Source organism: Saccharothrix xinjiangensis (assembly GCF_039527585.1).
Classification (GTDB): domain Bacteria; phylum Actinomycetota; class Actinomycetes; order Mycobacteriales; family Pseudonocardiaceae; genus Actinosynnema; species Actinosynnema xinjiangensis.
Genome location: NZ_BAAAKE010000007.1, coordinates 297,117 through 316,279 on the forward strand (window position 1 = coordinate 297,117; position 19,163 = coordinate 316,279).

The 19,163-nt window shown below is 75.0% G+C and carries 14 protein-coding genes; 13 read left to right on the plus strand and 1 reads right to left on the minus strand.

The genetic code is table 11. The annotated features are described in order from the left end of the window. The first annotated feature begins 30 nt into the window (after window positions 1-30). On the plus strand, window positions 31-1,521 hold the full coding sequence (locus tag ABD223_RS18505; protein ID WP_344037518.1) for a hypothetical protein: 1,491 nt from the start codon (window positions 31-33) through the stop codon (window positions 1,519-1,521). A gap of 28 nt (window positions 1,522-1,549) precedes the next feature. Here the strand turns inward: ABD223_RS18505 and ABD223_RS18510 are convergent, their stop codons facing one another. Continuing rightward, complete coding sequence (locus tag ABD223_RS18510) at window positions 1,550-2,254, minus strand: MOSC domain-containing protein (protein ID WP_344037519.1); 705 nt, start codon at window positions 2,252-2,254, stop codon at window positions 1,550-1,552. A gap of 613 nt (window positions 2,255-2,867) precedes the next feature. Between ABD223_RS18510 and ABD223_RS18515 the strand changes: the two genes are divergently transcribed. From ABD223_RS18515 to ABD223_RS18570, 12 genes are all read left to right on the plus strand, one after another. Then, window positions 2,868-3,431 carry a cupin domain-containing protein gene (locus tag ABD223_RS18515; protein WP_344037520.1) on the plus strand — a complete coding sequence of 188 codons (564 nt, stop codon included), beginning with the start codon at window positions 2,868-2,870 and terminating at the stop codon, window positions 3,429-3,431. Further along, window positions 3,428-4,792 (plus strand): aldehyde dehydrogenase family protein, encoded by a 1,365-nt coding sequence (locus tag ABD223_RS18520; RefSeq protein WP_344037521.1) that lies wholly within the window; start codon window positions 3,428-3,430, stop codon window positions 4,790-4,792. Before ABD223_RS18515 ends, ABD223_RS18520 begins: the two co-directional genes overlap by 4 nt. Continuing rightward, window positions 4,782-6,872, plus strand: coding sequence for a class I adenylate-forming enzyme family protein (locus tag ABD223_RS18525; RefSeq protein WP_344037522.1), 2,091 nt, complete (start codon window positions 4,782-4,784; stop codon window positions 6,870-6,872). Before ABD223_RS18520 ends, ABD223_RS18525 begins: the two co-directional genes overlap by 11 nt. A 17-nt stretch (window positions 6,873-6,889) precedes the next feature. Further along, the gene (locus tag ABD223_RS18530; protein ID WP_344037523.1) at window positions 6,890-7,630 is read left to right on the plus strand and encodes a 2OG-Fe(II) oxygenase family protein; all 741 of its coding nucleotides are present in this window, start codon (window positions 6,890-6,892) and stop codon (window positions 7,628-7,630) included. A 236-nt stretch (window positions 7,631-7,866) separates the two neighbouring features. After that, window positions 7,867-9,348, plus strand: a complete 1,482-nt coding sequence (locus ABD223_RS18535; RefSeq protein ID WP_344037524.1) for an ABC transporter substrate-binding protein — start codon at window positions 7,867-7,869, stop codon at window positions 9,346-9,348. Beyond that, entirely contained in the window at window positions 9,345-11,252 is a 1,908-nt protein-coding gene (locus ABD223_RS18540) for a B12-binding domain-containing radical SAM protein (protein WP_344037525.1), read from the plus strand. The genes ABD223_RS18535 and ABD223_RS18540 overlap by 4 nt, the downstream gene beginning before the upstream one ends. Then, window positions 11,242-12,267 (plus strand): ThiF family adenylyltransferase, encoded by a 1,026-nt coding sequence (locus ABD223_RS18545; RefSeq protein ID WP_344037527.1) that lies wholly within the window; start codon window positions 11,242-11,244, stop codon window positions 12,265-12,267. The genes ABD223_RS18540 and ABD223_RS18545 overlap by 11 nt, the downstream gene beginning before the upstream one ends. Window positions 12,268-12,272: 5 nt before the next feature. Continuing rightward, window positions 12,273-13,553 (plus strand): MFS transporter, encoded by a 1,281-nt coding sequence (locus ABD223_RS18550; protein ID WP_344037528.1) that lies wholly within the window; start codon window positions 12,273-12,275, stop codon window positions 13,551-13,553. Further along, entirely contained in the window at window positions 13,550-15,454 is a 1,905-nt protein-coding gene (locus ABD223_RS18555) for a RiPP maturation radical SAM C-methyltransferase (RefSeq protein ID WP_344037529.1), read from the plus strand. The genes ABD223_RS18550 and ABD223_RS18555 overlap by 4 nt, the downstream gene beginning before the upstream one ends. Beyond that, on the plus strand, window positions 15,451-16,020 hold the full coding sequence (locus ABD223_RS18560) for a DUF5825 family protein (RefSeq protein WP_344037530.1): 570 nt from the start codon (window positions 15,451-15,453) through the stop codon (window positions 16,018-16,020). Before ABD223_RS18555 ends, ABD223_RS18560 begins: the two co-directional genes overlap by 4 nt. Beyond that, complete coding sequence (locus tag ABD223_RS18565; protein ID WP_344037531.1) at window positions 16,007-17,419, plus strand: hypothetical protein; 1,413 nt, start codon at window positions 16,007-16,009, stop codon at window positions 17,417-17,419. Before ABD223_RS18560 ends, ABD223_RS18565 begins: the two co-directional genes overlap by 14 nt. After that, the gene (locus tag ABD223_RS18570) at window positions 17,420-19,105 is read left to right on the plus strand and encodes an ATP-binding cassette domain-containing protein (RefSeq protein ID WP_380649061.1); all 1,686 of its coding nucleotides are present in this window, start codon (window positions 17,420-17,422) and stop codon (window positions 19,103-19,105) included. The last annotated feature ends 58 nt before the right edge of the window (window positions 19,106-19,163 follow it).

Genomic DNA, 19,163 nt, shown 5'->3' on the forward strand with positions numbered 1-19,163 from the left:
CCCCGCGCGTCGGCGTGGGACAGTGGGAGGGTGCTCGCCGAGTCCCGGCTGACGAAGGCCGAACGCGCCCTGGTGGAGGCCGTCCGCTCCGGCGCCGTCCTGGAGGGCGGCAACGAGATCAGGGCCGAGCTGATCCGCGACCTGCTGCTGGGCCGCCACGTCGACCGACCGGACCCGCGCGGCGTGCAGCTGAGCGGCGCCCGCGTCGTCGGCGCGCTGGACCTCGACTTCGTCCAGAGCCCGGTCAGGCTGCGCCTCGCCGACTGCGAGATCACCGAGATCGTCACCGCCCGGAGCGCCCGCCTCTCCGCGCTGGACCTCGACGGCAGCCGACTGCCGGCGTTCCACGCGGACCGGCTGCGGGTCGACGGCAACGCGTTCCTCCGCGGGGTCGTCGCGAACACCGACCACCCGCAGGGCGCGGTGCGGCTCACCGGGGCGCACATCGCGGGCAACTTCGAGGCGAACGGCGCCGTGCTCACCTGCACGCGGGGTCCCGCGTTCATGGCCGACGGGCTGCACGTCGACCTCTCGGTGTTCCTGCGCCGCGGGTTCACCGCGCACTCCGATGACCACCACGGGACCGTGCGGCTCATCGCCGCCCGCGTGGACGGCGACCTGGACCTGAACCACTCGACGATCACCAACAGCGCGGCGAGCGCGGTGTCCGCCCGAGGGGCGCAGGTGGGCGGCAACGTCTACCTGGCCGACAACTTCACCGCGTCCGGCGCCGGACCCGCCGCGTCGGTCGTCCTGCACTCGGCGAATATCGGCGGGATGCTCCTGGTCTCGGGTGAGCTGTCCAACCCGGGAGGCCCCGTCCTGGACCTGGTGCACACCCGGTCCACGTCGGTGTACCTGGACGACCGGCTCCTCTGCGCCGAGACTTGCGACGGTCGGCGGAAGATGAGGCTCGCCGGGTTCACCTACGCCTCGTTGGACCACACGGGGTGGGAGCGCTGGCTGCACTGGATCCGGCACCACACCGTCGATTACGCCGCCCAGCCGTACCAGCAGCTCGCCGCCGTCCAGCGCGCCGCCGGGCACGACGCCGCGGCCAGGCGGGTCCTCATCACCCAGCAGGAGGACCTGCGCGACCGCGGCGACCTCCGCTCCCGCCCCTGGGGGAAGCTGGCGCACCGCGCCTGGGGCGTCGTCGGCGGCTACGGCTACCGGGCGGGCCGCACCGCCGTCGCCCTGCTGGTCGTGCTGCTCATGGCGGGCGCGGCGGGCGTCGCGGCGGGGCAGGTGCCGACCTCCCCGGGCCACTACGCGGCCGAGCGCACCAAGAACGCCAGGGCTCCCCACACGCCGTGCTCCCTCGTCGAACAGGTCGGCCTGGGCATCGACCGGGGCCTCCCGCTGGGCGCGACCGGTCTGCGGGACCGCTGCGACCTGAACACCGCTACGCGGCAGGGCCAGGCTTTCACGGTGCTCATCTGGTTGTTGCAGGGCGCGGTCTGGGCGCTGGCCACCCTGGCGGTCGCGGGCTACACCGGTCTGATCCGCAAGATCACCTGAAACCCCGCCGGTCCGGCGGGGGCCGGGGTCAGGACGGGGGAGGCGTGGCGCCCGCCGGGCCGTGCAGGCGTTCGGCCTGGTCGTCGAGGTGCCCGTCCAAGCGCTTGCGCAGCAGGGCGACCCACGACTCCGGCAGGACGCCGGGGTGGTCGAGCAGGTGGCGGGCCGCCACGTGGTCGCCGCGGTCGACGTTGAGCACGCGGTGCACCTCGGCGGCTGTGATGCCGTGCTCCGGTCGGGAGAGCAGGGCCACGGTGTCGCCGGCGGTCAGGTGGCCGGGGCGCAGGACGCGGCAGTAGAAACCGGTTCGGCCGCTGCGCTGGGTGAGGACGGCCATGTCCTCGACGCCGTGGTGCGCGGCCAGCCTGAAGCACGGGCGGCGTGGTTGGGTCACCTGGAGCACCGCCGTGCCGATGGCGTAGACGGATCCCAGCACGGCGTCGCCCTCCAGGACGCCGGTGGTGGTGAGGTTCTCGCCGAACGCGGGCGCGGTCAGGTCGCCGAGCTGCCGGGCCCACGCCCGGTAGTGCTCGTCCGGGTACACGAGGACCGCCTTGTCCGGTCCGCCGTGGCGCTTCCGGTCACCCTGCTCGTCGCCCGCCAGGCCGAGCCGGGTGACCTCGACCGGCCCCGCCACCGGTGTCTTCGCGATGCCCGACGCCACCGTGCGCCCGTGCCAGGGCAGGGGGCGCACGACTCCGACCGACACGACCAGCACTCGTCCGCGGTTCACCGGTGGAGTCTCCACCTCGCGCGGGCCGCCGGGCGAGCCCCGCCGCGCCGGCGGTCCCCGGTGGACGGTCGGCGGCCGGGCCGCGGTGGCCGCGCCGGCGGACCGGAAAAAGGCGATAATTCACCCGGCAAGGGTGCCTTGAACGGTCGCGGTGCCTTTTTCGGGCACGCGGGGACTTCGGTGTGTCGCGACGTCGGGTGACGTCGCGATCACTTCGACTGTAACACCGGTCGCCGCTGGCGGAAGTCCCTGATTCTGCCCGCTGTCGTCCTGCGGTAAGGCGGCCCTAATGTTGATCTGTCCTTCGTGTCCGTCCCTTGTCGATCGGGCGTCGATGGTCCAATGGGGGCTGATCGCAGCAGGTACGGTCACGGAGTGCCCACTCGGCCGGCGGGCAAGTTCCCCCGAACGGCCGATGCTCGGACAGATGTTCCGCTGCTTTGCTAGGTGGAGCTTGGGGGTCGGTCGAGGTCTTGGGAATCTGCGACCGAATTGTGGTTCAACTGGGGGCAACAATGGCATTGGGTGCTCTTTAGCGCTGTTCAGGATCATTCTGCGTACCTGGGGGTGCGCATTCCCGACCATGTGCGGAAACAATGGGGGTTCTCGCGCTATGACGGATGCGGTCGTTTCTGGTGCCGGGCTGGAGATCGTCAGGTGGGCCCGCGGGGTCGTCGGGGGTGGCACGTCCACGTTGACCGTCCCGCACGGACCGCTGCCGACCCGGCTGCACGGCGCCGAGGCGACCGGATCGGGCCTGGTGGGCAACGGCGCGATCGGCGCGGACCTCATCAGGCTGGCCGCGGGCACGGGCTTCCCGCCGCACACGCACGTCGGGCACCACGTCCTCGTCATCGTCGGCGGGCGCGGCACCATCACCTACGGCGGGCGCGTGCACCCGACCGAGGCCGGGCAGGTCTTCCTGGTGGAGGGCTCCGTCTCGCACGCGGTCGGCGCCATCACCGACCACGTCGTGCTGGCGATCGGCGCGCCGCACGCGCCCGTCGAGTCCGACGCGCGGATGTCCCCTGTGGACTACCGCGAGGTGCTCAGCGAGATCGGCGACCTGACCTGCCTGGTGTGCGGCTCGGAGTCCCGGTCGCCGGACCACCTCCACGACGTCGGCTGCCCGCACTGCCCCTGCGCGCGGTGCGCCGCGGCGGAGTCGACCCGATGACCGCGGTGGACCTCGTGGACCCGCGCACGGGACGGGTCCGCGGGCAGTTGGAGCACAGCACCGCCGACCGGGTGCGCGAGGTGGTCGGCGCGGCCCGGCGCGCGGCGACCGGGTGGGCCGACCTCGTGCCGGCGCAGCGCTGCGCGCGGCTGGCCGCGCTCGCCCGCCGGATCGTCGACGCGGCCGACGAGTACGTCGCCGCGGAGGTCGCGGGCACGGGCAAACCGGAACGGGAGGCGCGCTCCGAGGTCCTGGGCGCGGCGGAGCTGTTCGACTTCTACGCCTGGGCGGCGCGGGCCGACCAGGGCCCGGCCGCCGGCCACCTCGTGCCGGGCCACGAGAGCTGGGTCCGCTGGGAACCGCTGGGCGTCGTGGCGGCCGTCCTGCCCTGGAACTACCCGGTGATGATGGCGGCCTGGCGGTGCGCGCCCGCGCTCGCGGCCGGCAACGCGGTCGTGCTCAAACCCGCGCCGACCACACCGGACTCCGCGGCGCTGCTCGCCCGGGACGCCGCGGAGGCGCTGGGCCCGGACGTCCTGCGGGTGGTGCAGGGCGGTCGTGAGACCGGCCGCCACCTGGTGTCGTCCGGGGTGGGCGGTGTCGCGTTCACCGGCAGCTCGGCGGGCGGCGCCGACGTGGCGGCGCGGGCCGGGGTGGCGCGCGTGAGCCTGGAGCTGGGCGGGAACTGCCCCTGCGTCGTGCTGCCGGACGCGCCCGAGCCGACGTGGGACGCGCTGGCCGACGCCGTGACGTACAACGCGGGCCAGAGCTGTGCCGCGCCCGCCCGGGTCATCGCCCTGCGGTCGGACCACGACCGGGTCGTGGAGCTGCTGGCCAAGGCCGTGGGCGAACGGGTGGCGGGCACGTCGTTCGGCCCCTTGAACAACCCGGACCAGGTCGCCAGGTACGACCGCCTCGTGGGCGGTTCCGCGGCCCGCGCGCGGGCGGTGTCGCCCACGGCGACGGACGACGGCACCGGTGGCGGTTTCTGGCGACCGGCGGTCGTCCTGTCCGATGTGGACGACGACGACATCGCCGTCCGCGAGGAGGTCTTCGGACCGGTCCTCACCGTGCAGGCGGCGGACGACCTCGACCACGCGGTGCGGCTGGCCAACGGGCAGCCGCAGGCGCTGGCCGCCAGCGTCTGGACCTCGTCGCTGGCGGACGGCATCGGGCTGGCGGGCCGGGTGGACGCGGGGGAGGTCTGGGTGAACTGCCACCTCGTGCAGACGCCCGAGCTGCCCCACGGCGGCCGGCGCGGTTCCGGCTCCGGCACCGACCTGAGCGTGCTGGCGCTGCGCGAGTACCAGCGGCCCAAGACGATCACGGTCAACCTCGGGGGTGACCGGGGTGTCCACTGACCACGCCACCGCGCCGCCGCGGCTGATCGGTCACCCGGCCGAACCGCCCGAGCCGACCTACCTGCCCGAGCCGACCTACCTGGACGGACCGACCGGCCTGGACGAGCCGACCGGATCGGCCGGGCCGCCGGAACTCCCCGAGCTGCCCGAGCACAGCCGGGTCGTCGTGCGGATGCCGTCCGGCGAACGGCTGGCCCGGGTCATCTCGCACTGCGTGCGCGAGCAACTCGTGGTCGTCCCGCTGAGCCCGCGCACGCCTGACGCGGACGTGGCGCGCATCGCCGAGCGGGTCGAGGCCTCGGCGGTGGTCGACGGAGAGCGCTCGACCGTCCACGCGGGACGGTCGGAGCACCCGGAGGCGCGGGGCCTCGCGTTCATCGTGTTCACCTCCGGCTCGACGGGGGAGCCGAAGGGCGTGAAGCTCGACCGCCGCAGCGTGTTCGGCAACGCCTGGAAGGTCGCGCGGCTGCACGACTTCGGCCCGGACGCGCCGCACGCCACCTGCCTGCCGCTGTTCCACGTCAACGCCGCGATGATGTCGTTGCTGGGCGCCGCGGTCACCGGCGCGCCGCTGGTGCTGGAGCCCCGGTTCACGCCCGCCGGCTACTTCGCGCGGATCGCGGCGACGGGCGCGCGGACCGCGTCGGTCGTGCCCGCCCTGCTCCACCGGATCGTCGAGGAGCGACCGCCCTGGCCGGAGCCGCTGGACTACCTGATCACGGCCGCGGCGCCGCTGACCCGGGAGCTGGCCGAGCGGTTCTACCGGGCCTACGGCCCGCGCCTGCGCCAGGGCTACGGCCTCAGCGAGGCGGTCAACTTCAGCTTCGTGACCCCGTTCCTGTCGCGGTTGGACTTCCAGCGGCAGTACGTCGAGGCGCACCCGCCGGTGGGCCTGCCGCTGCCCGGCACCGAGTTCGTCCTGGACGACGGCGAGGTGGTGCTGCGCTCGCCGGACCTGATGCGCGGCTACTGGGGCCGGCCCGACCTCACGGCGCGGGTGCTGTCCGAGGACGGCTGGCTGCGCACCGGCGACCTCGGCGAGGTCCGGGACGGGCTGCTCGTGCTGCGCGGCAGGCGCACCGAGGTGATCAACCGCGGCGGCGAGAAGCACCACCCCCTCGACGTCGAGCGGCAGTGGCGCGAGGCGGGCCTCACCGGGACCTTCGCCGCGGTGGGCGTCGAGTCGCCCACCCTGGGCGACGACCTCGGCCTCGTCCTGGACCCCGGGCCGATCGGCCGGGTCGCCGGGCTGGAGCAGGCCCGCGGGCCGGTGCCGGTCGCGGTCGACGCCTCCGGCCTGCTGGCCACCTCGACCGGGAAGCCGCGGCGGCGGGAGATGGCCGCGCGGCTGCCGGTCCGGGAGGGCGACGCCCGGTACCGGGCGCTGCTCGCGCACGCGGCGGCCGTCGCCGACGTGATCGCGGGCACGCCCGCGCCGAGCGACCCGGTGGCGCGCCGGGTGCACGCCCTGGCCGTCCGGCTGTCCGGCCTGCCGGGGCACCGCGCGCAGGGGCACGGGTCTGCGCACCGCGAGCACGAGCACGGGCACGGGTTGGCGCACCGCGCCCTGGACGACCTCCTGGAGTGGTGGGGCTCGACCGGACCCGCGCCCGACCCGGGCGCCGCGTGGTCCGAGCAGACCGCGCCGCACCGGGACCTGCTGGCCGCGGTGGTCGAAGCCCGCCGCGGGCGCGCCGGGAGCGCCCTGCACGTGACCGGCGACCCGCCGCCGCGGTCAACGGCCGACCCGGTCGACCTGATCACGGTGACCGGCCTGGTCGAGCAGGCCGACCCGGGCGCCGCGCTGCCCGACCTCGTCGACCGGCTCGCACCCGGCGGCCTCCTCGTCGTCGGGCACGTCGCGGGCCACACCGACCGGCGCGGCACGCCGTGGGCGCTGGAGCTGGCGCTCGCCGCGTCCCGCACCCGCTGGCGGTCCGGGCGGGGCAGCCGCTGGCCGGTCCTCGCCGCGATGGAGCGCTGCGGGCTGACCTCACCGGGGTACAGCGCCGTGCGCGCGCCAGGACACGACCTGGGTGGCGTGCTGTGGGCCTCGAAACCGCCCGTTCCCGCCACCTGAGAGGAGAGCCGACGATCATGACACCCACGACGACGTCCGGGCTCGACCCGGTCAAGCTGGGCAGGTTCGTCAGCGCCGAGCACCTGACCGGCGACGCCCTGGCCCGCGTACACGGCTGGTTCCACGGGGCGCCGCGCCGGCCCCTGGTGTTCCGGGACTTCCTGCGCCCGGAGGTGGCCGAGGCGGTGGGCGCCGCGCTGCGCGACCTGCCGGTGTGGTCGCGGTGCGTGACGGCCTTCCGGAACGCCCAGGAGACGGTGGAGGTCGACGAGGCGGGGTGGGCCGACCGGCCCGACCGGGTCGCGCGCCACTTCTTCGCGCGGCCCCTGCTCGACGCCTTCGAACCCGGCCGCATGGACGAGCGCCACCAGGCCGTGCTGAAGAACTTCATCAGCTTCGCCGTGATCTCCGACCTGCTGCGCTCCTGGCTCGGCGCGGGCGTGGGCTTCCCGCTGGAGAAGCGCACGAGCGTCGAGCTGGCCTGCTACGAGCCGGGCGACGAGATCAGGCCCCACCAGGACCTGATCGAGAACCGCGTGATCGCGGTCAACTTCTACCTGGACCGCGACTACCGGCCGGGCGCCGGCGCCCGGCTCGGCTTCCGCAACGAAGAGGGGCGGGAGTTCGCCGTCGACCCCCTCTTCAACTCGTTCTCGCTGATCCCGATCGACGCGAGCTGCCACCACTGGGTGGAGCCGTTCGCCGGTGAGGGCCGTGGCCGCTACACGGTCAGCATCGGCGAGCACCGCGCCGCGTGACCGCGGCCGGGATCAGCGCCGAGCCTGCCAACCGGAACCCGAAGGGAGGGAATGAGATGGAGGAGACCACCCTGGTCGCGACCGAGGTCGACGTCGAGGCGGACGAGCTGGAGTTCGACCGCGAGACGCTCAGCGACTACCTCGCCATGGCGCACCGCTGCTGATGAGGGCCCGGGGTGGCGTGCTTGCACCACGCCACCCCGGGCTCACCAACGATTCCACACCGGGGGTGACCTGTGAACACCAGCATCGCCGCGGGCCTCGACTCGATGCCGCTCAACGACGACAGCCACTGGCCCAGCGACTACGACGCGCGCCTCGTGGCGAGCGCCACCGTGCGGACGCTGCTGGTGGAGGACGTCGTGACCGGCGCGGTCGGTCCGGGCGCGGCGGTGTCGGCCGAGTGCCTCGACGACGGCAGGCGCTGGCGGGTGCGGCTGGACCGGTCGCTGAGGTGGAGCGACGGCGCCCACCTGTCCGCCGAGCACGTCGTCCGCTCCGCCGAGCGCGCCGCGCCGCACCCCCGGGCCGGCCTGCACGCGCTGCTCGACCGGCGGCGCGCCGCGGTCGCGGTGGACGACGAGGTCGTCGAGATCGGCTTCGCCCGCCCGGTCGGGTTCGCGCCCGCCCTGCTCACCCTGCCCCAGCTGGCGCCCTCGCGGACGCCGAACACGCGGCTCGGCGACGTCAGCCTGGGCGACTTCCGGCTGGTCGGGCGCACGGACCGCACGCTGACCCTCCACCGGCAGCCGCACGCGGTCGACCGCGACGACGCCGTGCGCGCGATCGAGTTCCGCTGCTTCGACGACATCGCCACCGCGCTGGCCGCCTTCGACCGCGGCGAGCTGGACCTGTCGCCGACGACCAGCTTCCGGGTGGAGGACGTCGCCCGCTACCGGGGTCACGAGGGGTTCTGCGCCCGCGACATCTCGATCTTCGGCTGCCTGGAGTTCGGCAAGCGGGCGCCCGGCCTGCGCGCGGACGCCGACGCGCGCGCCGCGCTCGGGTTCGCGCTCGACCGGCACCGGCTGGCCCGCGCCGTCGGCGGCCTGCTCAGCCCGGCGTTCGGGCACTCCGGCGCGTGGCCGGACGGCCCGGCGGACGAGGTGCCCGCGCCCGTGCCGCCGACACCGGACCAGGTGCGCGCCCTGCGCGCGGCCCTGGGACCGCGGGTGTCGGTCGGCTACTCGGACTTCACCCCCAACGGCGACGTCGTCGCCGGGCTGTGCGACCAGCTCGGAGAACTGCTCGGCGTCGAGGCGGAGCCCCGGCGCCTGAGCTACGAGGAGTACGTGCGGGCGGTGGTGCGCGAGGACTTCGCGCTGCTCTACACGTTGACGACCGCCGACTTCCCGCACCCCGCGTCGGTGCTGCTGCCCTGGCGCGGCGGCGGCGCGCAGGCCCGGCGCGCGGGTCTCGCGGACGCCGAGCTGGACCGCCGCGTCGACCTGGCGTGCGCGGAGGTGGACCCGGTGGCCGCCCGCCGCGCGTGGCGGCACGTCGACGACCGGTGGCTGGCCCTGATGCCCAGGGTGCCCCTGGCGCGGGTCCGCTCGCACAGCGTCCAGCGCGGCGTCGGCGGGTACGCCGTGTCCTCGGCGGGGATCGTGCCCTTCGACGACCTGAGCGCCCGCCACGCCGGCGAAGCCCGCCACGCCCACGAAGCCTGCGAAGCCCGCCAGGCCCCCGCCCTCGCCGGAAAGGAACCGCACTCGTGAGCGCCTCCCTCCCGCCACCGGTCTGCCTGGTGTTCCCGCCGCTCGTGGAGTCCAACTTCGGCAGCCTGTACCCCGCGCCCGCGGTGCTCGCGGCCTACCTCGCCGAGGCCGGGATCGCCTGCGCGCAGGTCGACCTCAACGAGCGGTTCGCCGAGTTCCTGCTGACCGACGACGTGCTGGAGGCGGTCGGGCGCGGCGAGCTGGCCGCGGTCGGCCCCGACTCCATGGCCGCCGCCGTGGCCCGGTGGGCGGCGCGCAACCGGGAGAAGCTGATCGACGACGAGGGCAGGCACCACTTCGGCGCGGACAGCCCCTACGGCTACGTCATGGAGATCCTCGCCCAGCCGTTCTCGGTGGACCCCGGCCCGGAGGCGCTGGCGGGCGGCCAGGTGGACGTCCCGCTGCGGGAGGTCTACCGGCGCGCGTTCGACTTCGCCGGGTTCGGCGACCGGGTCGACCCCGGCACGAAGCTGTTCGGCCTGACCGTGGCGATGGGGCCGCAGCTCGTGCCGTCCCTGGCGCTGGCCGGCTACCTCAAGGCGTTCGCACCCGCCGCGCGCGTGGTCCTCGGCGGCGCCGCGATCAGCCTGATGGACGACGACGACCTGGCGCGGCTGCTCGCGGCGAACCCGGACGTGGACTGCGCGGTGCGGTTCGACGGCGAGGCGCCGCTGCTCGCGCTGGCCCAGCAGGTCCTCCAGGACCGGTGGGAGCCCGCCGAGGTGCCCGGGGCCTCCGTCGCGCGGGGCGGCGCGTGCCACCACGAGCCGCCCGCGCCCGGCCCGAACCTCAACGCGCTGCCGTTCCCCGCCTACCCGAAGGAGGCGCTGGACCGGCTGGTGTCGCCGTCGCTGAGCGTCACCCAGGCGCGGGGCTGCTACTGGGGCAAGTGCGACTACTGCGACTTCGTGGAGCTGTACGGCGGGAGCGCGCCCTACCGGGGCAGGCACCCGGACCGCTTCGCGGAGGAGGTCGAGCGCATGGTGTCGGAGTACGGCGTGCGCCGGTTCAACTTCGTCACCGAGTCGATCCCGCCCGCGTTCGCCCGCAGGCTGAGCAGGCGCCTGGTCGACTCGGACCTGGGCATCACCTGGAACTCCTTCGCCATGGTCGACCGCCGCTTCGACCGGGAGCTGCTGTCCCTCATGGCCGAGTCCGGCTGCGAGTTCCTGGTGATCGGGCTGGAGACGATGGTCACCAGGGTGCTGAAGCTGGTGCACAAGAGCGCCGACCGGGAGGAGAACTTCCGGTTCCTGCGCGACGCCCGCGACACCGGCATGAAGCTGCGGGTCAACCTGATCCCCGACCTGCCCACCACCACCTACGAGGAGTCGCTGTCCGCGCTGGCGGACGCCGAGCAGCTCACCGACTGCTTCGAGTCGGTCTCGGTGTTCCCGTTCGAGGCGACCCGCTCCTCCAACGTGGGCCGCGACCCCGGCTCGTTCGGCCTGCTCACCGTGGACTTCGACGGCGCGCGGGGCCAGTCGCAGTACTCGCTCAACCACCTGCACAACCAGGACCCCGCGATGACCGCGGAGCAGCGGGCCGAGGTGCACGGCCGGTACCGCGCGTTCGCGAACCGGGTCAACGCCCGCGCGCTCGTCGGCGACGAGGATTCGGTGCCCGAACTGGGCCTCGACGCGGTGGTCCGGCTCCCGGTGGAGGACCTCGACCTGTTCGAGACCGGCGGGACGCTGGTGTGCACCCACATCGGCACGCGCGAGCGGGTGTCGCTGCCGGGCCGGGTCGCCGAGTCGCTGGCGCCGCACCGCTCGGGCGAGCCCTTCGCGGCCGGCGAGATCGCGTCCAGCCTGGGCGTCGCGAACGCGGAGAAGGTGCTGGCCAAGCTCGCCGCCGCGCGCGTCCTGGTCGCCGCCGGACCGGGAGGTGCCCGTGCCCGGTGACGGTGGTGTGGTGCGGCTGCTCGACGTGGTGTCGGTGGTCCCGTGCGCGGACGGGTTCCGGTTCGTCCGCGGCGCGGAGTCGCTGCGGGTGCGCGGTCCCCTCGGTCCGCTCGCCGACGCGGTCGACCGGCTGACCTCGGGCGTGCCCGAGCGCGTCGAGGGCGCGCCGGTGGTGGCCCGGGTGGCCGCCGCGCTGGCCGAGCGCGGGTGGCTCACCGCGGACGCCCCGGGGTACGGGGTCGGCGAGCCGGTCGAGCGGCAGGTGGGCTACCTCGGCATGTTCGGCGCCGACCCGGTCGCGATGCAGCGCAGGCTGGAGCGCGCGTCGGTGGCCGTCCTCGGCGTGGGCGGCGTCGGCGCGATCGTCGCGCAGCACCTCGTCGGGGCCGGCGTCCGCGACCTGTGGCTCATCGACCACGACACCGTGGCGCCGCACAACCTCAACCGCCAGTTCGTCTACCGCGCCGCCGACGTCGGCTCGCCCAAGGCCGACCGCGCCGCGGCGGCCCTGACCTCGACCGCGCCCGGGGCCCGCGTCCGCGCGGTGCGCGCGGCGGTCCGCGAGCCGGGCGACCTGGACGTGCTGCCCGCGGACCTGGACCTGCTGGTCGTCGCCGCCGACACGCCGCCGGACCTGCCGGACCGGGTGTGGGCGTGGGCGCGCGGTCGCGGCGTGCCGGTGTGCGGCGCGGCCGTCGGCCTGGAGACCGGCTACTGGGGCCCGCTGCTCGACCCGCGGCGCGGCCACTGCCTGCCGTGCTTCGAGGCGCGCCGGACGAGCCTGCTCGCGCCCGCCGACGTCGAGGTGGGCGCCGCGCTCACCGAGCCGACCAGGTTCTCGTTCGGCCCGGTGAACACCGCGGTGAGCGCTTTCCTCGCCTACGAGGTGGTGCGGTTCCTCGCGTCCGGGACGTGTTCGATAGTCAACGCGCGCCGTCACCTGGTGTTCCCGTCCGGGCGGACCGAGGACCTCGACGGCGTGGCCTGCCAGTGTCCTCCGTGCGGCGATGGGTGAATGACGTGTCCCTGAATTCCGAACTCCGGCGTACCGGGTTCTTCCGGCTGTGGGCGGCCGAGTCGACTTCGCTGATCGGCTCGCAGGTCACCCTGTTCGCCCTGCCGCTGGTCGCGGTGCTCACGTTGGACGCGGGCGCCTGGGAGATGGGCCTGCTGGCCGCCGCCGGGTCGCTGGCCGTGCTGTTCTTCGGGCTGTCCGCGGGCGTGTGGGCCGACCAGTACGAGCGCCGCAACGTCATGCGGCTGGCGAACCTGGTGCGGGCGGTGACGCTGCTGCTCGTGCCGGTCCTGTACTGGCTGGACTCGCTGAGCGTCTGGGTGCTCTTCGCGGTCGCGTTCGTCGTCGGCGCGATGACCCTGCTGTTCGAGAGCGCGCTCTCCAGCTACGTGCCCCGGCTCGTCGGGCGGTCGTCGCTGACGCAGGCGAACTCGTGGCTCCAGGGCACCGAGGCGGTCGGCGAGGTCGGCGGCCCCGGCGTCGCCGGCCTGCTGGTGCAGGTCCTGGGCGCGCCGGTGACCATCCTGGTCGACAGCATCACCTACCTGGTGAGCACGGCGACGCTGAGCACCCTGCCGAAGGCCCCGCCGAAGGAGGTCGCGCCCGAGGACCGGACCGGCCACTTCCGCGCCGCCCTGCGCGGCGTGTCCCTGGTGTGGCGCAACGACATCCTGCGGCCGCTGGCGCTGTCCGCCGCGCACTTCAACCTGTTCACGGCGATGTTCTTCGCCGTGTACGTGCTCTACGTGGTGAAGGTGCTCGGCTTCAGCCCGCTGCTGCTCGGCGTGTGCACCGCCCTCGGCGGCGTCGGCGGCCTGGCGGCGTCGACGCTCGTCGGCCCGATCAGCAGGCGCACCGGCCTCGGCCGCATGCTGATCGCCTGCTACGCGCTGCCGGGCGCGGCGGGCCTGCTGGTCCCGGCCGCGGAGGGCGCGTCGACCTGGGTGGCGGTGGCGCTGGTCGGCGGGTCGTCGCTGTTCTGGTCCTTCTGCGTGGTCCTGCTGCTGGTGTCCGGGATGACCATCCGCCAGGCCCTGGTCGACGACGCCTACCTGGGTCGCACGACCGCCACGTTCCGCTTCCTGACCTGGGGCGTCGAGCCGATCGGCGCGATCGCCGGCGGCGCGCTCGCGGCGGGGCCGCTCGGGATGCGCGCGACGCTCGTGGTCGCGTCCGCGGGCATCGCCCTGTCGACGACCTGGACCGCGCTGAGCGGGGTCCGCCGGTTCCACCGGGTGCCGGAGCACGACGAGTCCGATCGACCTGACGCGGAGGTCAGCCGATGACCAGCGTTTCCCTGCCGCACCCGCGCCCGCGCCACCGGGCGGGACCGCTGCGGCCACGCCGGGTTTTGCTGGTGTGCATGCCGTGGGCGTCGGTGGACATGCCGTCGCTGGCGCTGAGCACCCTGGTGCCGCTGGTGGCGGAGCACGACGGGGTGTCCGAGGTGGACGTGCTGTACGCGAACCTGCGCTGGGTCGAATACGTGCACGAGCACACCTCCGGGACCATCGGCGAGCGCGACTACAACGTGATCGCCCGGGGCGACTTCACCGGCATGGGCGAGTGGGTGTTCTCACCGGCGCTGTACCCGACGCCCGCGCCGGAGGACACCCCGTTCCACGCCCTCGCCCGGGAGCAGGGCGCGGACCTCGAAGCGCCCGCGCGGATGTTCGGCTGCTCGCGCGGGTTCGTCGACGAGCTGGCCCGGGAGATCGTGCGGAGCGGGCCGGACGTGGTCGGGCTGACCACGACCTTCGACCAGAACATCGCCTCGCTGGCGCTGGCCAAGCGCATCAAGGAGCTGGCGCCGCACGTCGTGACGGTGCTGGGCGGCGCGAACTGCGACGGGTCGCAGGGCGCCGCGCTGCACCGCGCGTTCGGGTTCCTGGACCACGTCGTGCGCGGCGAGGCCGAGCTGGTGCTGGTCGAGCTGCTCGACGCGCTGGCCGCGCAGGCGGCGGGCGAGGACGTCGCGCCGCTGCTGAAGGGGATCAGCGGCCTGTGCTGGCGCGAGGGCGGCCGCAGCGTGGTCAACCCGCTCAGCGGCGCGATGGTGCCCATGGCCCGGGTGCCCGCGCCCCGGTTCGACGAGTACTTCGCCGAGTTCCACCGCACGCGGGCGTGCCGCGACGTGCTGCCGAAGATCTGCGTCGAGGGCGGGCGCGGCTGCTGGTGGGGCGAGAAGCACCACTGCACCTTCTGCGGGCTCAACGGTTCGCTGATGACCCACCGGTCCAAGCCGCCGGAGCGGATGCTGGAGGAGATCGTCTCGGCCGTGCGCGAGCACCGCGCGCTCGACGTCGTGTTCGCCGACAACATCCTCGACATGGGCTACCTCGACTCGCTGATCCCCGACCTCGGCGACACGGGCTGGGACCTGCGGTTGTTCTTCGAGGTCAAGTCCAACCTGGGCTACCGCCAGCTGCGCGCCCTCGCCGACGGCGGGGTGACCCAGATCCAGCCCGGCATCGAGAACCTCAGCAGCCGGGTGCTCAAGCTGATGCGCAAGGGCGTGCAGGGCTGGCAGAACGTCCGGTTCCTGCGGGACTGCCGCAGCCTGGCCATCTTCCCCAGCTGGAACTTCCTCTACGGCTTCCCCGGCGAGACCTGGGACGACTACGCGCCGATCGTCGCGCAGCTGCCGAACCTGGTGCACCTGTTCCCGCCCGACGCCTGGCCGCGGGTCCGGCTCACCCGGTTCAGCCCGTACTTCGACGACCCCGGCCTGGGCATGGTGAACGAGGGGCCCTCCGGCCTGCTCTCCTCGATCTACCAGGAGTCGGTCGACGACCTGTCCGACCTGGTGTACGTGTTCGACAGCGCGCCCGCCGGCATCGGCCGGGCCGAGGGCGAGGAGCTGGTCGCGGGGCTGACCGCCTGGAACGACGGGCACCCGGGAGCGCGCCTGGTCGCGGTCGAGCGGCCCGGCGGCCTGTCGGTCGTCGATGAGCGGGTCCGGGGCAGGCGCCGGGAGTTCGAGCTGACCGGCGCGGAGGGCCTGCTCTACCGGGACCTGCTGAAGGGGCGCACGCTCGCGGCGCTGGCCAAGCGCGCCGCGGCGGCCGGTTCCCCGCTCGGCGGCGCGGAGCAGGCCGAGGTGGTGGCGGGCTGGGTGGACGCGGGCCTGGTGTTCCGGGACGGCGAGCACCACGTCGCGCTCGCCACCGGGTTGGAGTGGGCATGACCGCCGTCGTGGGTGACCGGCGCGGCCTGTTCCGCCTCCTCGACCCGTCGACCCGACCGAGCCGCGCCGAGCTGGTGGCGCTGGCGCGCTCGGGGATGCGCGGCGTCCGGCTGACCGAGGCCCTCGACCTGGGCGCGCTGCCCACCCGCGCCGCGGCCGAGCACCTGGCGTTCCTGCGCGAGGCGGCGGGCGTCGGGCTGCACGTGCTGTGGCGGGGCCGGTTCGGCGACCTCGACCACCGGCCCTTCCGGCACCTGGACCCGCCGCGCGACGCCGAGGGCCGGGCGCTGTGGCCGGTCGCGCCCGCGCCGCTGCTCACGGTGCGCCGCGGCCCGGACTTCGCCCTGGTGGACGACCGCCGCGGCGGCGCCCTGAGCAGGACCTACCTGGACGACCCGGTCGAGGTGGACCTGCTGTCGGACACCGCGCGGTCCTGCGCGGCGGAGGCCGACCTGGGCGCGGCGGAGCGCGACGCGGTGCGCCGCCTGGCCTCCCTGTCGCTGTTCGCCCCCGTCCGGGACGCGTGGGTGGCGCTCCCGGTGAGGTTCCGCTATGCCAGGACGTGAGCGCGACGTGGAGGCCGCGGTGACCGCGGCCCTGGGCCGCTTCTACCGCGACCGCCGGGTGGTCCTCGTGGGCGGCCCGCTGTCGCAGTACGCCGACCGCGTCGACGCGCTGCTCCGTCACGGCGCGCGGCCCCCGTTCGCGGTGGCCAACGGCACGGGCGCCGGTGGCGCGCCGGAAGGCCTGGCGGGCCACCGCGAGATCACCGCGGACATGAACAGCTTCCTGGCGCACCGCGCCGGGGTCGCCGCCGTGCTGGGCGCGCCGCCCGACGACGTGCGGGCGGCGGTGGCGGCCTACGACCCCGACCGCGACGCGATCGTGCTGGCCGAGCCCTCCTCCGCGGCGGCCGAGCTGGACGGCCGCCCGGTCGTCGACGCGCAGCGCCCGGCGTGGACCCGGTACGAGGACCCCACCGCGGTCGACGCGTTCTTCGACGACAGCGGGATCGCGCGCCTGCCGTCCTCGGTCGTCGCGCCGGCGGCCGGACCGCTGGCCGCGGCGGTCGCCGAGCGGGACCTCGGGTACGGCGTGCTGTGCGAGGGCGCCGCCCGCGGCGGCGGCGACCCGACGATGGAGCTGGCCCGCTGGGTCGCGGACGGCGAGGACTGCGGACCGGCCGCGGACTGGCTCGCCGCCCGCTGCGCGGCGGTGCGGGTCACCCCGGTGCTGCCCGGCGTGCACTGCGCCGCGCACGGCTTCGTCCTGCCGGACCACGTGGTCGTCCTGCACCCGTACGAGGTCGTGGTCCTGCGCCGGGGCGACCGCCCGCACGTGGCGGGCTGCTCGACCTACGCCCGGTTCGCCACCGACGAGGTCGCGGCGGTGCTGGGCGCCGCCGCGCGCGTGGGCGGCGAGCTGCGGCGCCGCGCCGGCCTGCGCGGCGCGTTCAGCGTGAGCGGCGTGCTGGGCGCGTCGGGGTTCCTGGCGACCTCGGTGTGGACGAGGTTCACCTCGGCCCACGCCCTGGCCGCGCACCGGACCCCGGAGCTGTCGCTGCCGTTGCTGCACGCCGCGCTCGTCGCCGGGCAGCCGCTCGACGTCGCGGGACCGGACCTGGAGCGCTACCTGCGCGACCGGGTCACCAGCGCGCCCGGCGCGGTCGTGTCGGTCCCCACCGCCCGCGGCCCGGCCGGCGAGCAGCGCACGCTGTGGCTCAGCCTGGAGGACGGGCGGTTGCGCGCCACCGAGGCCGGCGCGCACAGCGACGGCTGCGTGGTGCACGTGCCGGTCGGCTCGGCGGGCAAGGCCGTGCTCATCGCCGGTCCGGCCCTGGCCGGGCCGGGCGGGTTCATGACGGGCGCGGTGGTCGACGCCTGCGCGACCGTCGACCGGGCGTGGGAGCTGGGGATCGGCGCGACGCCGCCCCCGGCCGCCCGGCGGGGCCGGGGGGTGGTCTGACTGGGCCACATCGACATCTCGCGGCTGGAGTACGTGCTCCCGGACGGGCGCACGCTGTTCCGGGACGTGTCGTTCCGGGTGGCCGCGGGCGCCAAGGCCGCGCTCATCGGCGCGAACGGCGTCGGCAAGACCACGCTGCTCGACGTGCTGGCGGGCAACCGCCCGGCCAAGTCGGGCGGCGCGGTCGCCGGTGGCGCGGTCGCCTTCATGCCGCAGTTCATCGGGTCCGTCGACGACGACTCGCTCGTCGCCGACTTCCTGGTGGACCTGGAGCGGCCGGCGGTGCGGCGCGCCCACCGGGCTGTCCGGGACGCCGAGGACGAGCTGCTGGAGCACGACGACGAGCGGCGGCAGATGGCGTACGCCACCGCGCTGGCCGAGTGGGCCGAGGTCGGCGGGTACGAGGCGGAGGTGGCCTGGGACGTCGTGTGCCAGGCGGCGCTGGGCAAGCCCTACGACCTGGTGCGGTTCCGCGAGGTCCGCACGCTGTCCGGCGGCGAGCAGAAGCGGCTGGCCCTGGAGAGCCTGCTGCGCGGGCCCGCGCCGGTCCTGCTGCTGGACGAGCCGGACAACTACCTCGACGTCCCCGGCAAGCTCTGGCTGGAGCAGCGGTTGCGCGAGTCGCCCAAGACCGTGCTGTTCATCAGCCACGACCGCGAGCTGCTCGCCCGCGCCGCGACCCACGTCGTGACCCTGGAGGGCCACGGGGCCTGGGTGCACGGCGACGGGTTCGGCAGCTACGCCGAGGCACGGGACCGGCGGGTCGAACGCCTCGAACAGCGCCACCGCGACTGGAACGACGAGCACGCGCGGCTCAAGGAGCTGGTCCGGACGCTCCAGGTCCAGGCGAAGCTGTCGTCCGCGGTCGCCGCGAAGTACCGGGCCACCCTGACCAGGCTGGCCCGGTTCGAGGCCGAGGGCCCGCCGCCGGAGCGGCCGGAGCAGCAGCACGTGCGGATGAACCTGACCGGCGGCCGGACCGGGAAGCGGGCCGTCACCTGCACCGGGCTGCGGTTGACCGGCCTGACCGACGCGTTCGACTTCGAGGTCTTCTACGGCGACCGGGTGGCCGTGCTCGGCGCGAACGGCACGGGCAAGTCCCACCTGCTGCGCCTGCTGGCGGCGGGCGGCACCGCGTCGGACCGGCACGACCCCGACCTGCTGGGCCCGCCGGTCGGGCACACCGGCGAGGCGAGGCTCGGCGCTCGCGTGGTCCCCGGCTGGTTCGCGCAGACCCACGGCCGCCGCGACCTGGCCGGCCGCACGCTCGTGCGCATCCTGCACGAGGGCGACGACCGGCGGGCCGGCCGCGACCGCGGCGCGGCGATGGCCGCGCTCAACCGCTACGAGCTGCGCGCCCAGGGCGACCAGGTCTTCGACCACCTCTCCGGCGGCCAGCAGGCGCGCTTCCAGGTGCTGCTGCTGGAGCTGGAGGGCGCGACGCTGCTGCTGCTCGACGAGCCGACCGACAACCTGGACCTGCACAGCGCGCAGGCGCTGGAGGACGGCCTGCGCCGGTTCGAGGGCTCGGTGGTCGCGGTGACCCACGACCGCTGGTTCGCCCGGGGCTTCGACCGCTACCTGGTCATCGGCGCGGACGGCGCGGTGACCGAGGGCGACGAGCCGGTGTGGGACGAGCGGGCGCGGGCCGAACCGGCCGCGGCGCGACGCGGCGGGCGGCGCTGACGAGGAGCCCGCGACGGGTGGGGCGCCCGCGACGGACGGGGCGCCCGCGACGGACGAG